The following is a 13,715-nucleotide window of genomic DNA, read 5'->3' as shown; positions in this document are numbered from 1 at the left end:
GAACAGTGAATGGATATGTTAATATGGCTCTGCACTCTGCTGAGAAACGTCTGACCATTCCTCTGTTCGGCAATGAAGATCTGGCACGCGCGATTGCCGCCGCAGGTAATTATCAGCTTGGATCGCTGGAAACCCGCAATTTTCCGGACGGTGAGAGTTATCTGCGGTTTCTTGATGATGTGGAAGGCCGCGATGTGGATCTCATCTACACACGGCACATCCCAATCATAACTTCCTATCGTGATTTTTTGCGGCGGATGCAGCTCGCGAGTTTAAAGACCGTTCTGTCAATCTGGCCCCCCCCCTTTCTGGCCTATTGCGACAGGACAAACGCTTCAAATCCGGTGATGTGATCATTGAATAACCCTAGATTTGTAGACACCTTGTGACTTTAAAAAAGGTAAAGAGCTTACGATGAGTAAAGCTAATTTCACCGACGAATTTAAATTGATGCTGTTAAACAAATAACTGAGCGCGGTTATTCCGTAGCAGATGTTTCGCGTCGCTTGGGCGTAAGCACTCATTCACTTTATAGCTGGATGAAGCATTACAACGCCCCTGAGAAAGCAGCTGCTCAGGATGATCAATTGTCAGAGATCAGGAGTGGACTTGCTGTCCAAACCGAGTTGCGAGACTGACTCGACTGGCAGGTATCGTAGCTTAGATTGGCTACATCAAAACATATGTGAACGGTGCTATTCTGGCTGTCGTAGTCGACATTTTGACAGACGTTTTATTGGCTGTTCAATACAATCGCACCAAACCACAGACCTGGTCTTACAGGCTTTTTGGATTGTCGTGTGGCGACGTATACCAAAAGAGCTAGTACTGATTCATTCCGACCAAGGCTCCCTGTTTACAAGTATGAACTGGGTTCATTCCTGAAACAGCACAACTTCTGCACAGTATGAGCCGGCTTGGGAATTGTCACGATATTGATCTAGCTGATAGCTTTTCTAATCGACTTGATAGAGAATGTGTTTGGCGCAAAGTAGAACACGATTGAAAGGAAGGCAAGATTGCCTGATGCAGTCTACAATTGTCTGTTTAACATCGGAGCAAGCCGCTAAAAATCACGATACCTTGCTAGATAGGAATCTGAATAAATTTTACATTTACACCCGATCTAGACTGCACATTTCTTTTAATAGAACAGATTCCAATACCTTTATTCCCGCCTCACTATCATTCAGACATGGTATAAAAGTGTATTCTTCCCCACCGTGTTCCATAAAGTACTCCCGATTTTCCACCGCAATTTCTTCCAGTGTTTCCAAACAATCGGAAACAAAACCTGGGGTAATAACCGCGATTTTTTTAACACCACTTTCAGCCAGTGACTGAATTGTTTTGTCTGTATAGGGCTTAATCCACTCTTCTGGCCCAAAGCGAGACTGAAAGGTAACAATCAATTGCTGTTTTGACATGCCCAATCTTTCACGCAGTAAGCGAGCTGTCTTCATACAGTGACAATAATAAGGGTCGCCCTTATCAAAGTAGTTCTGCGGAATGCCATGAAAAGAGGCTACAATAACCTCAGGCGTCCAACTAATAGTGCTCAGGTGTTGAGTTACAGAATTATACAAGGCGTCAATATAAACAGGATCATCATAATAAGGCGGCACTGTTCTTATGGCGGGTTGCCAGCGCATATTTAATAATTTGCGATACACCGCATCATTAACCGATGCTGTTGTAGCCGCCGCATATTGAGGATAAAGAGGGAAAATAATAATACGCTCACATCCGGCACGTTGCAGTGCATCTATGCGGTCTGCAATGGAAGGGTTGCCGTAGCGCATAGCCCAATCGATGATAATGTTATCATTATCGTTGAATTTCTCGGCAATAAGACTTGCCTGATTTCTGGTGAATGTACGAAGATAACTTTCATTCAGTTCGTTATTCCAGATAGATTTATAGGCTTTGCCAACCTTCTGCGGCCGCGTATTGAGCACAATGCCAAATAGAATTGGGTACCACTTCCAAGGCGACCATTCTATAACCCGTTTATCCGTCAGGAACTCTTTGAGATAAACACGAAGTGACTTGTAGTCTGTCCCTTCAGGTGTGCCGAGATTAATAAGCAAAACCCCGATTTTCCCGTTTTTGACATCAGGATGTTGTACGGGATTGCCATTATAAACAAGACTATGTTTCACTGAAAATACATCCGATTTTTTGGTTAAGTAACTATCTAACCATCCTTTACGTTTGCCTGAACAAAACGGATCACCGGAAAATACGCATAATTACAATCAGAGTGCCGTGCGCCCATCTGACATACTAAAATTTACGTAAAATCGACCTTAAGCTGAAATCAGAATAAGGCTTTATGCTCTAAATCTCGTTCTTCATAATCATCTTGAAGAACCTCTGGCTTTCTGCAATATCCGCAATCGGCAACGGATAATCGGTGCCCAATTTCAGTTTTGCTCCGCGCAAGACATCAGCAGGCGCTTGCCCCGGACTGTGCATCCATTTTGAGGGCAATAAGCGCAGTTCAGGCACCCATTGACGCACGTAATCACCTTCTGGATCGAAGCGTTTTCCTTGCACCACAGGGTTAAAAACCCGAAAATACGGGGCAGCATCCATCCCGCATCCCGCAACCCATTGCCAACTGGCCGGATTGCTGGCCACATCAGCGTCAACCAGCGTATCCCAAAACCACTCTTCCCCAAGACGCCAGTCGATCATAAGATTTTTCGTCAGAAATGACGCCACAAGCATTCTGACACGATTATGCATCCATCCTGTTGCCCACAATTGACGCATTCCAGCATCAATAATCGGTATGCCGGTCTGTCCTTTTGTCCATGCAATGAAAGATGCGGGATCCTTGCGCCACTCAATTGGTTCAAGTGTCGGGCGCATATCATGCGTGGTAATATCTGCTCTGTGATAAAGTTGATGGTAATGGAAATCACGCCAGATCAACTCGGACAAAAACTTATCAGCACCATTTGCCACATGCGGATGCTGCTGCGCGAACTGAACAACTTCATGCCATATCTGGCGCACACTCATCTGCCCGAAGCGCATATAAGGCGAAAGTTTTGAAGTGCCGTCAAGAGAAGGACAGTCGCGGTCATCCGCATAAGACCGGACCAGATCTTTCAAAAATACGGTCAAACGCTGGTAACCCACCTCCTCGCCGGTTTGCCAATGCTGGGCAATTGTGTGTGCCCAGTGCGTTTGTTTATAAATCATAACCGGCTGGTGCTGCACGCAATTTCTGGAGGCTGCCATCTGAGCCGATATAGCACGAGGCTGAAGAACACCTTGCCGGCGCAAGGCTTTGGCATAGGGTGTATAAACCTGATAGGGGTCACCGTTTCCAGTCATAACCTCCCAAGGTTCGATCAATAAATTACCCCTGAATGAGGCAACATGGATACCTTTGCCTTTGAGGTTATGTTTTATATCTGCGTCGCATTCACGCTCTGTATGCGCATAACGCCTGTTCCAGAAGACAGCTTTAACATGCTCCGTTGTTACGATATGTTCTATGATAATCGCCGGATCACCTGTCTCAATTATTAATTCGATATTTTTTTGCGCCAATTGCGCAGCAAATTTTTCAAGGCTTCTCTCAAGCCACCATCGCGCAGCGCCGCCAGGACAGCGCGAAATTCCTGTTTCCTCATGGATATAAACGGCTGTAACAGATCCGCCCGCTAACAATGCCGCATCAAGTGCCGGATTATCTTGCATTCTAAGATCATTGCGCAACCATATAAGACTATGATTTTTCATAGAAAATCCTGAGAGCTAAGAGAAAGAGCGGATGATGGATGAACCGCTGCCACCCCTGTTGCGTATAGAGAATGTAAAGTTTGTCTAATGAGGTGAATGTAATGGAAGCTCATATACATAATAAACTTGTATGGATAACGGGTGCCGGCACCGGAATGGGGCGCGCTTTGGCAATAAGGCTTGCCAGCCAAGGCTGGAAAGTAGCAATCAGCGCCCGCACAAGAGCGCATCTTGAAGAGGTCGCCGCACAAATACCGGACAAGATTTTTGCTTTTCCGATGGATGTGACGGACCACGCAGCGGTACCGGCTGCATATGCCGCGATTGAAGCACAGCTTGGCCCTGTTAGTGTCGCAATCCTCAATGCAGGCATATATAAGCGGGACAATGCGTTTAATTTTGATGCTGCGCTTTTTGAGGAAACGGTCAATGTCAATCTTATAGGAACTGCCTATTGTCTGGGCGCCGTTATGGAGCCCATGCTCAAGCGGCAATCGGGACGCATATTGGTCGTCTCCTCCGTTGCAGGATATACCGGCCTGCCAGGTGCAGCAGCATATGGCGCGACCAAAGCCGGTCTCATTAATATGTGTGAGGCCCTTTATCCTGAGCTGCGACGTAAGAATGTGCTTCTCAGCGTTGTTAATCCCGGTTTTGTAGATACGCCGCTCACACAAAAAAATGACTTTCCTATGCCTTTTATAATTTCAGAGAATGAGGCCGCTGATCACATCATTCGCGGCCTGAATTCACATCGTTTTGAAATTGCATTTCCGTGGAAGATGGTTTGGCTTACCAAATGTCTGGCATGTCTGCCCGCTGGATTGCGATTTGCAATTACGCGCAAATTGTTACGTTAATCCTGATTGACGCAGAGCTGACGGAAATGAAACTGCCCGACATCAATGCGCTGCGCTCTGAAACCGGCAGCGCAATAATGGAAATAATATCGCCACATCCGCTTGAAACGCGCATCAAAGCCGAGTGGCTCGATAGTGCACCATTGCTTTATGAATTGATCATCCCATTGAAGCAGCGTCTTCTCATAATCACGTCCAAACATCAGCTGGTCAGTCAGCTTTAAATTATGTCTTCGTGCGACATCAATAAGTGCGTTGCATGAAGGCAGCATACCGCCCGGAAAAATATAGGTCTGAATGAAATCAGCATTGCGCCGGTATTCATCAAGGCGGTTATCATCGATGGTAATAACCTGTAGCAAAGCCTCGCCGTCACTCTCTAACAAGGCTTGCAGTCTTGCAAAATATACAGACCAGTTCTCCTCGCCGACAGCTTCAAACATCTCGACAGATACGATTTTGTTGAAATGCCCCTCACAATTTCTGTAATCTTCAATACGAATTTCAACACGATCAGATAGGCCCGCTTTCATCATGCGCTCTCGCGCAAAATGTGCCTGCTCCTGAGAAAGTGTCAGGGCTACAATGCTGCAACCGGTTTTACGCGCAGCATATTCCGCAAATCCGCCCCATCCGCAGCCGATCTCAAGAACACGGTCATTTTTCTGAATATTCAATTGCCTGACGATGCGGTCATATTTGGCATTTTGCGCATCAGATAAGGACTGTCCGGCCGTTTGGAACAAGCCGGAAGAATATGTCATGGTCTCATCCAGCCACTGAGCATAGAATTGGTTGCCCAGATCATAATGGAAAGCAATATTGCGCTTGCTTCCTGTAGGCGTATTGGCACGGAGACGATGGCGCAAATTGGCCATCAATCTTGCAAGTGCCGGCAATGCGAGAACCGAATTTAAATAATCCTCATTGAAAATTCCCAGATCCAAAACAGCACCAATATCTGGACTATCCCAGTTATTATCAATAAATGCGCGCGCCAGCCCGAGTTTTCCTCCGGAGAGGACTTGCCACACAAATTTCGGCGAACGAATGATCATTGTTGCATCAGGGCCCGGTCTTGAGCCTTTGACATAAAAACTGTGCCCATCAGGAAACTCAACAGTCAGTGTGCCGAAAGCAATCCGGCCAGCCCATTTCTGCGCAATGCGCATCCATAGCGGCGGACGTTCGTTGAGCCCTGCTTTGACTTCCCTCTTGATGTTCATTGTCTCTTCAGTGGTGCTCATCAGGATTTAACTCACGGGGCTGATTGATCGGAGTGGGGTTTGAAACAACAGTACTGTCGACCTTGCTGGCCGCCGCCTTATAGCGATAAATGGTAAGGCCTTTTCTCCAAAGGCGCAGTGCCTCCCAATAAATGCTCGCGCTGACTTTCAGGGTCATCAACGGGTGACGCAACAATGCCAAACCAAGCGTGCGGTCATTTATGGGGCTTCGTGTCGCTGCAAAATTTGCAACAAGCACCATGCCATCAGCATCTTCCTCATGGATACGAACCAGCAGCTTTTCATCGGGAGGCTCAATGTAAAAATTATAGAAACAGTCCATCGGCAAAAAAGGAGATACATAAAAATCCTTCTTACATTGCTGGTGAAAGCCCTGTCCTGTCAGCTTCCCCTCGAGAACACGCATAATATAGGTATGACGTTCTGCGAATGTATTGCTGACCTCATAAAGAACAGCGCGCAGCCCTCCTTGCGCGTCATAACAAAAATAGAGTGTCAGCGGATTGAAGACATAGCCATAAATGCGCGGATAACAGAGAATATAAATACTCATCCCTGCCCCCTGAAGACCAGCACGGGCTAGTTGCCCTTCAACCCAATGGCGCAATCCGCCCTTTGTGCCATCTCCGTGATCTTTATCGTGAAAGCTCACAATTGCGCGGCGATTATAAGCAAAAAGACGCTTTGCCTTGTCTAATGACGGAAGCTCATCAATATTCAGCAGCAATGAAAATACACGATAAGTGAAGCGATGCCGTTGAGGACGCAACCGCATATGCATAACTTTGCCTATATAAAGACCTGACTGTATCTTCTCACTAGAGCGCATTATTATGATGCCTCACTCTCAGACGGCTGTGAAATTCTGGAGGATGCGTTTGGTACATTCCAAGGTCGTTTCAAACCAGCCAGCCCTTCTGCCACTGCAAGCCCTGCCTGCAAACCATCCTCATGAAAACCATAGCCAAAATACGCACCACAGAACCATGTATTACGCTTGCCTTGCAGGACATGCAGCGCACGCTGCGCTTCCAATGCTCGAAGGTCAAAAAGCGGGTGCTCATAATCAATCACCTTGATAATTTTTTCACCAACGATCGGCTTAGTCGGATTAAGCGTAACAAAAAGCGGGTATTTCTTATCAAGAGATTGAAGCTTATTCATCCAATATGTCACACATAAAGGTTGCTTTTCTGCATTCTTTTGATCGCCGGTATAATTCCAGCTCGACCAGATCCGCCTGCGCCTTGGCATAAGTGACGTATCGGAGTGCAAAACGGCGCTATTGGCTGTGTAACGAAAAGCACCAAGCAGTTTCTGCTCCTCAAAGCTGGGATCATCCAACATTGCAAGCGCCTGATCCGCATGCGCGGCAATAACAACATCGGTAAAACGCTCTGTATGGCCTTTGTTATCTGTCACCATGACGCCGTCAGGAGTGCGCTTGATGCGCACAACCTTGGCATCAAGCCTGATGTCACCGGATATTGCCTGTGCCAATCGCTCAACATAACGGCGGCTGCCACCCGTAACAGTGCGCCATTGCGGGCGATTTTTAAGACTGAGCAATCCGTGGCTGACAAAAAAGCGCACAAAGGCTTGCACAGGATAAGCCCGCATTTCATCCGCGCCCGCAGACCAGATTGCAGCCCCCATAGACAGCAGATGATTTTCAACAAAATCATTACCATAATTATGAGAACGAAGATATTCGCCAAGGCTAGTCTGCGCGTAATGTTCACTATCCAGAACAGAAGGCGCCTCGCGGTAAAACCTCAACACATCCCTGACCATAAACCAGAAACGGGGACGAATGATATTACGCCGCTGACCAAGCAAACCGTTGATGCCAGAACCGGAGTATTCCAGCCCGCCCTCATTGAGTGATACGGCAAATGACATATTGGATTTTTGTGTCTCAACCCCGCATGTTTCAAATAATGCGACAAGATTGGGATAATTCCGCTCATTATAAACAATAAAGCCCGTATCAACGGCAATCTCGTTTTGTCCGCACGGAACCATAATCGTATTGGAATGCCCGCCTAAACGGTTATTCTCTTCATAAATGGTGACCCGCGCAGTTTTGCTCAACAGCCATGCTGCAGACAATCCGGAAATACCTGATCCGATGACAGCAATGTGTTTTTTATTTTCAGAGAATGAGTGAGAACTGCTCACGGCTATTCCTTTTGTTTTTTATATATTCCAATACGCGCCGTACGACGTTTCGGATCTCTTTTTTTAAATTATTTTGATGTCGTGATCCGTTTGCTGATTTTCTCCGTAAAGATGGCATGAAAACAAACATTTCCATCCAGCCGCAATCGTGGCACAACAAATACAAAGGAATTGCAGAGCGCAGATCTATGCTGCTCCGATTCAGGCGGGAATGTTTCAAAATGAAAAAAACCACCCCCAATGCGGAGATTGGGAAACTCGAAGTATTAATGAAAGCTGTCACATTGGATCGCGATATTGATGCTTATGAGGTGATTTTTAAATACTTTGCGCCGCGTGTTAAATCTTACATGTTGCGGCTTACGACTGATGAACAGCTCGCAGAAGAGCTGATGCAGGAAACAATGATCACTGTATGGCACAAAGCGGACCGTTTTGATCCGCTCAAAGGAGCGCTTTCAACATGGATTTTTACGATTGCACGAAATTTGCGCATTGATGCTGTAAGACGAGAGAAAAGACCCGAATTTGACCCGGATGATCCGGCTTTTGTTCCTGATGAAACAATACCCGCTGATGCTCTAATCATAATGCAGCAATCAAGTAATGAATTACAGCAAGCAATGGAAAAATTACCGAAGGAACAGTTCGAGCTTATAAAAATGTCTTTTTATGATAATCACTCTCAAAGTGCTATTGCCGAGAAAATGAATATTCCGCTTGGTACAGTTAAATCACGAATGCGACTGGCATTTGAAAAATTGCGTCTTTCCCTCAAACACTTAGGGAGAGCGTCATGAATATACATCATCATTTAAGCGATGCGTTGCTTGAAAGCTATGCTGCCGGCACCTTAAGCGAGGGCTGGAGCATTGCCGTAGCCACACATTTATCATTGTGCCCTTCATGCCGTTTTCGTCTTAAAAACTATGAATGTCTGGGCGGAAAATTGCTTGAGGAACTACCTGCTGATACGTCTGTGGATAAAGCATGGGAGGCGGTTCGGTCGAGATTGGCAAAGACATCACTAAAGACCAAGCAAGAACGGCCGGAACCACAACCTCAGGCACCTGTTTTACCTCAGCCATTACGCTCTTATCTCGGAGGAGATGTCGATAAGCTGAAATGGCGCGCTCTTGGTCGCGGAGCCAGTCATATTGTCATTCCGACCAGCGACAATTCATCAACCGTACGCCTGCTCAAGATACCTGCCGGCAAGCCGGTTCCTGAGCACGGTCATGGCGGACGGGAATTGACACTTGTTCTTAGCGGAAGTTTTATCGATGGCGACGAGAGTTTTACTCGCGGCGATATCGAAGAGGCAAATTCCGATATTATTCATCAGCCTATAGCTACATCGGACGCTGATTGCATTTGTCTGGCGGTTACAGATGCCCCGTTACGTTTCCGCTCATGGATTGTTCGTTTAGTGCAACCTGTGCTTGGAATTTAGCGGCTAACGAATCCTGAATATAACAAAGATGAGATCTGCAATGTTAAAACAGGCCATAATTGCATATACTACGACTGCCATAGTGTTCTTTGTTGTTGACTTTATCTGGCTGTCAAAGATGACAAGCTTGTTTTACCGCCCACGAATGGCCAACATCCTAATGGATCAGCCAAATTTCACTGTAGCGGGTCTTTTCTATCTCGTTTATGTAGGCGGGATTATTTATTTTGCGGTAATACCTGCTCTCAACTCAAACAGCTGGCTTACTGCTGTTATTAATGGTGCCATTCTTGGGCTTATTGCTTATGGCACCTATGATATGACAAATCTCGCTACGTTAAAAAATTGGTCCTTATCAGTAAGTATAGTTGATATGGTGTGGGGTCTGCTTCTCACTGCTATGGCTAGTTCAGCAGGATACTTTGCAACATCGTTTATTCTCCCCAAAATATAACAAATTAGATGTGTTTTTTAGCTGCAGAATTACTATTTATTCCAAAACATTAGTGGAGTGAACCGACGCCGACCTAAATAATCTTCGCAGCTATTTATTACGAGTATTATCTTTCAGAAGATTTTGATCGGCAAAGACGCTTATCGTACTTCTAATTGGGTCGCTTAAGAGTCTCAACCCGTTGAGCACCACAAGAACCGTGCCCCCCTCGTGGCCAAGTACCGCCAAAGGCAATGGCAATTCAAAAAAAGCTGCACCCACAACCAAAACACACATCATACAAATCGCAAAAATAAGATTTTGACGAATTATTGATACGGTTCGCCTGGCAAGACGATGGGCTGCCGCTAATCTTTCCATATTCTCTGAAAGCAGAGCGACATCAGCAGCCTGTAAAGCAACTTCAGATCCTGCCGCCCCCATCGCAATGCCGACATCGGCGCGCGCTAGTGCCGCTGCATCATTCACACCATCACCAACAAATGCAACTTTCCCACCACTAGCCATTTCTGCAACCAGCCTCACCTTATCCTCTGGCAACATCTCGGCATGAATCTCATCTGGCTTGAATCCAAGCAGCTTGCCAATACGCAGCGCCACTGCCTGTCTATCGCCTGTCATCATTGCGATGGTCTTAACGCCGTTTTCTCGCAAAGCGACAAGTGCTCCAGCTGAAGTTTCACGTACTTTGTCCGCGATACTGATCGCACCTAAAACAAGCGCCCCACGCCCAAGATAAACAACTGTCTCTGCTCCGTCCTGTAAGTTTTTAAAGCGCTCATCATCAAGAAGAGCACCCATATTATGGGCCATTCGACGATTACCTGCCCAAATAGGGCCGTCCATATCACGTCCAACAATGCCAGCGCTTGGAATTGTTTTCACATCATAAACATCATGTAGTTTCACCTCTCGACGGAGCACTTCGCGCCTCAGGGCGTCGGCAATATGATGCTCGGAATTGGCTTCAATACTAGCTAGTGCGGATAAAAAACTCATCTCATCATCAGCTAGAGGAACAACTCCAGTTACTTCTGCACGCCCGGTTGTCAACGTTCCAGTCTTGTCGAAAGCAAAGATATTAACTGCTGCAAGTGTCTCAAGCGCTGCCCCACCTTTAAATAAAACGCCTCCCCGTGCAGCTGATGATAGAGCGGACAAAATTGCTGCTGGCACCGAAATGACTATCGCACACGGGCTCGCGGCTACAAGCAAAGTTGCTGCAAAGTATAATGCAGCTTCCCAGTCATTCCCAAACCAATAGAAAATGCCAAGAGCAATCAGCGAGACCATTAAAACGGCAACTGTATAACGTTGCCCAAACCAAACACTGAACCGTTCTGAAGGAGCTTTCGCTGCCTGAGCTTGTGTGACTAGCTCAATCATGCGTGCCACAGTACTTTGTTCAACAGTTTTAGTAATCCTAATCTCAAGTACGCCATCAAGATTGACCGTTGCCTCAAAAACTTTAGCACCAGTTTCTTTGCGCACAGGCATAGATTCACCCGTAATCGTAGACTCGTCCAGCGCTCCACTTCCGCTTGCTATTGTTCCGTCAGAGGGTATTCGTGCGCCAGGCCGAACGATAACAATATCTCCAACACGAAGACTTGCTGCCTGCACTTCTTTGATCGAACTATCTGCTAGTTTAAGTAAAGCGATTTCAGGCCGTAACGCCATCAATGCTTCAATGGCGCGGCGCGCTCGCCCCATGGCACGCTCTTCCAATGTCGTGGACAAACTAAACAGCGTCAGCAAAATAGCACCTTCGACAAACGCACCAACAATCGCCGCAGCAATAGCTGCAACAATCATTAACAAATCGATGTCGAGTACGCGCTCATGGACCAACACACTCAACGCCCGCCATCCGGCGGGAACACCGCCAGCAAAATATACCAATACCACGCCGAAACTAGTCAATGCGAAAGCCAATGCACCACTGAATAGCCATGTCCCAACCAAGGCCAACAAAAGCCCCAACACGGTTGCAGAAGTAAGAGCAACTGATGGATTAGTTAAAAATCGATACATTGATACATTGCTCCACTTCGCTAATGAACTAAGAATGTTCAAACAGCTGCGCCAATGATCCTATCATAACTAAAGTCGCCGCAAGGCGTTTTGGAACCAACTCCATAGAAGTTATCCCGGCTGCGACTATGATCACACCATACAGTGCAATCGCAGCGTCACTGAGCATACTAAAAAATTCAACAGGGTTAGTTGTTTGCCATAAAGTCGTATGAAACACAGCCATCGTCCGTTAACGGGACTTATTATGCAGAATATTTTTTATTGCATTGATTGCAAGCAGAACAAAAACAAAACCGGTTACTGGAAAAATTGCTGATAGGACCTTTTCAGGTCAAAACCTCTCGATGACTGGCAAGAGACTTCAAATTTAATAGTTATTTCAGAATGTGCGTAATATTTTTTTATCATTCGTGGCAGTCATTAATTCCTGCCTGCGCCATGATAACGGGCGGATATTACGGCGTAGATTGTGATCAATCTGTGGTGAAGTTTCAACGTTGATTAAACCGCGGAAAACTCTCATCCTAAATACTGTAATTACAAATTTTATAAGGATTGGTGAGTTTTACTCTAATTAATCTAAGCTGTCATTTCTAAGGCAATGAAACTGATAAATATTATGCCACCCTCCACCCCATAATGTTGCAATGCTATTCAACTCTTGCTGGACAGCGCGCGAAAAGCCTGAAAGCTGTTCATGCTGCTGCTCGGCCGTCAGACCAATTCGGATGAGGTGTTTGCGGTTAGCAGCAATGACCTGTTTCCAATACAGCTCTGCATCTTCACCATGTTTTTTATAGAGCAGAGAGGCAGTACGCCGCACCTTTCCAATTCTGGCATCGAGTGGGAATATTATTATCTTACAAAAATCTATACTCATGCTGCACCAAGGTTCTTGTTGCTTCGCAATATGAGGATTTCATCCTCAAACTCCTGACTGGGGGATAATCCCCCAGACCCTGACGACCCGCTACGCGGATCGTTTTGGTTGACTGCGTGTTTGCTTCTACCGAGCACGAACTCGCAAAGGCATTTACCAGTTAGGCTTTTGAGAAAAGGATCTACTTGGGGATCTACCGGTGTGCCTGCCGGGCGAGAGAAGCAGAACTCTAAATCACAAATAGCAACGTTAATTTCAGCTTCAGCGAGGTCTTTCGTCTCGTGCCGTCCTAGGTCAAGTTCTTCGCCATCAACCGTAAGCATTGAGCGCCAAAGTTCACGATTACTGTCCCACCAAATTCTCCCAATGCAGCGATGGTGTAGTGCGCCGTCATCACCGTATATATTCTTCCTTATATAGGAAATCGTGGGCGCACCGGACATTTGTCCGCTTAATACGCCATGGGCAGCACCGGACAAATGTCCGGTTAATGCGGCGTTGTTTTTTGCGGACAAAATGACATCCTTCGGTAGGTTAAAGTCGAGATCAAGTGATAAGTAAATCGTGTCTGTCGACCGCCCCCTCTTGCCCCACTCAGACTGTTTTGATCGGTCAATTACTTCAAGCGCTTCTAATGCTGACAGACCACGCCGAACATGGCGTTCGGACATGCCGACCTTCTTAGCAAGGCGCATCTGAGTAATTTGACATACCCCACCAACAGAGGAGGCTACCAAACCTACCAATATCGTGTTTAGTGACTTGTCATCAATTTTTTGACGCTTAAGCCAGTCCTTTGCGGATTTACTCATGCAGACCTCTTTCTGGCCTGCGCGGACTTGGC

Annotated in this window: 13 protein-coding genes and 1 pseudogene; 6 read left to right on the top strand and 8 right to left on the bottom strand. The window is 46.4% G+C overall.

Annotation, left to right across the window (positions count from 1 at the left end):
• The first annotated feature begins 23 nt into the window (after positions 1-23).
• Complete coding sequence (locus JNC80_RS04845; protein WP_213598587.1) at positions 24-353, top strand: ribose-phosphate pyrophosphokinase-like domain-containing protein; 330 nt, start codon at positions 24-26, stop codon at positions 351-353.
• 61 nt (positions 354-414) lie between these two features.
• Positions 415-994: pseudogene (locus JNC80_RS04840) on the top strand (DDE-type integrase/transposase/recombinase); the annotation flags it as partial.
• Positions 995-1,115: 121 nt separating this feature from the next.
• Here JNC80_RS04840 and hemH read toward each other — a convergent pair.
• Together hemH and JNC80_RS04830 are read right to left on the bottom strand one after the other, a co-directional pair.
• On the bottom strand, positions 1,116-2,162 hold the full coding sequence (hemH, locus tag JNC80_RS04835) for a ferrochelatase (protein ID WP_022709068.1): 1,047 nt from the start codon (positions 2,160-2,162) through the stop codon (positions 1,116-1,118).
• Positions 2,163-2,340: 178 nt separating this feature from the next.
• Entirely contained in the window at positions 2,341-3,759 is a 1,419-nt protein-coding gene (locus JNC80_RS04830) for a cryptochrome/photolyase family protein (protein ID WP_376709682.1), read from the bottom strand.
• 80 nt (positions 3,760-3,839) lie between these two features.
• Here JNC80_RS04830 and JNC80_RS04825 point away from each other — a divergent pair, with 80 nt between their 5' ends.
• Positions 3,840-4,619, top strand: coding sequence for an SDR family NAD(P)-dependent oxidoreductase (locus tag JNC80_RS04825; protein ID WP_238481779.1), 780 nt, complete (start codon positions 3,840-3,842; stop codon positions 4,617-4,619).
• Here JNC80_RS04825 and JNC80_RS04820 read toward each other — a convergent pair.
• From JNC80_RS04820 to JNC80_RS04810, 3 genes are read right to left on the bottom strand one after another with little or no spacing between them, the layout of a single operon-like run.
• Complete coding sequence (locus tag JNC80_RS04820; RefSeq protein WP_213598593.1) at positions 4,616-5,845, bottom strand: SAM-dependent methyltransferase; 1,230 nt, start codon at positions 5,843-5,845, stop codon at positions 4,616-4,618. The two genes, JNC80_RS04825 and JNC80_RS04820, sit on opposite strands and share 4 nt — an antisense overlap.
• A 7-nt stretch (positions 5,846-5,852) precedes the next feature.
• On the bottom strand, positions 5,853-6,695 hold the full coding sequence (locus JNC80_RS04815) for a DUF1365 domain-containing protein (RefSeq protein WP_075655957.1): 843 nt from the start codon (positions 6,693-6,695) through the stop codon (positions 5,853-5,855).
• 2 nt (positions 6,696-6,697) lie between these two features.
• On the bottom strand, positions 6,698-8,053 hold the full coding sequence (locus tag JNC80_RS04810) for an NAD(P)/FAD-dependent oxidoreductase (RefSeq protein WP_371257498.1): 1,356 nt from the start codon (positions 8,051-8,053) through the stop codon (positions 6,698-6,700).
• A gap of 215 nt (positions 8,054-8,268) precedes the next feature.
• On the opposite strand from JNC80_RS04810, the gene JNC80_RS04805 reads away from it, so the two are divergent.
• Genes JNC80_RS04805 through JNC80_RS04795 form a run of 3 tightly spaced genes read left to right on the top strand, consistent with a single transcriptional unit; the run spans position 8,269 to position 9,954 of the window.
• The gene (locus JNC80_RS04805) at positions 8,269-8,847 is read left to right on the top strand and encodes a sigma-70 family RNA polymerase sigma factor (protein WP_051138947.1); all 579 of its coding nucleotides are present in this window, start codon (positions 8,269-8,271) and stop codon (positions 8,845-8,847) included.
• Positions 8,844-9,500 carry a ChrR family anti-sigma-E factor gene (locus JNC80_RS04800; protein ID WP_075655955.1) on the top strand — a complete coding sequence of 219 codons (657 nt, stop codon included), beginning with the start codon at positions 8,844-8,846 and terminating at the stop codon, positions 9,498-9,500. Before JNC80_RS04805 ends, JNC80_RS04800 begins: the two co-directional genes overlap by 4 nt.
• A 40-nt stretch (positions 9,501-9,540) precedes the next feature.
• On the top strand, positions 9,541-9,954 hold the full coding sequence (locus JNC80_RS04795) for a DUF2177 family protein (RefSeq protein WP_028233176.1): 414 nt from the start codon (positions 9,541-9,543) through the stop codon (positions 9,952-9,954).
• A gap of 90 nt (positions 9,955-10,044) precedes the next feature.
• On the opposite strand, the gene JNC80_RS04790 is transcribed toward JNC80_RS04795, so the two are convergent.
• The 3 genes from JNC80_RS04790 to JNC80_RS04780 all read right to left on the bottom strand — a co-directional run bounded on the left by JNC80_RS04790 (position 10,045) and on the right by JNC80_RS04780 (position 13,683).
• Positions 10,045-11,988 (bottom strand): heavy metal translocating P-type ATPase, encoded by a 1,944-nt coding sequence (locus JNC80_RS04790; protein WP_075655953.1) that lies wholly within the window; start codon positions 11,986-11,988, stop codon positions 10,045-10,047.
• Positions 11,989-12,565: 577 nt separating this feature from the next.
• Positions 12,566-12,871 carry a DUF6074 family protein gene (locus JNC80_RS04785; protein WP_376709680.1) on the bottom strand — a complete coding sequence of 102 codons (306 nt, stop codon included), beginning with the start codon at positions 12,869-12,871 and terminating at the stop codon, positions 12,566-12,568.
• Entirely contained in the window at positions 12,868-13,683 is an 816-nt protein-coding gene (locus JNC80_RS04780) for a hypothetical protein (RefSeq protein ID WP_213598601.1), read from the bottom strand. The genes JNC80_RS04785 and JNC80_RS04780 overlap by 4 nt, the downstream gene beginning before the upstream one ends.
• Positions 13,684-13,715: the final 32 nt, after the last annotated feature.

Source organism: Pseudochrobactrum lubricantis (assembly GCF_041929865.1).
In the GTDB taxonomy this organism is placed as follows: domain Bacteria; phylum Pseudomonadota; class Alphaproteobacteria; order Rhizobiales; family Rhizobiaceae; genus Pseudochrobactrum; species Pseudochrobactrum saccharolyticum.
The sequence above is the reverse complement of the archived record's forward strand: the minus strand, read 5'-3'. Positions and strand labels throughout refer to the sequence as shown.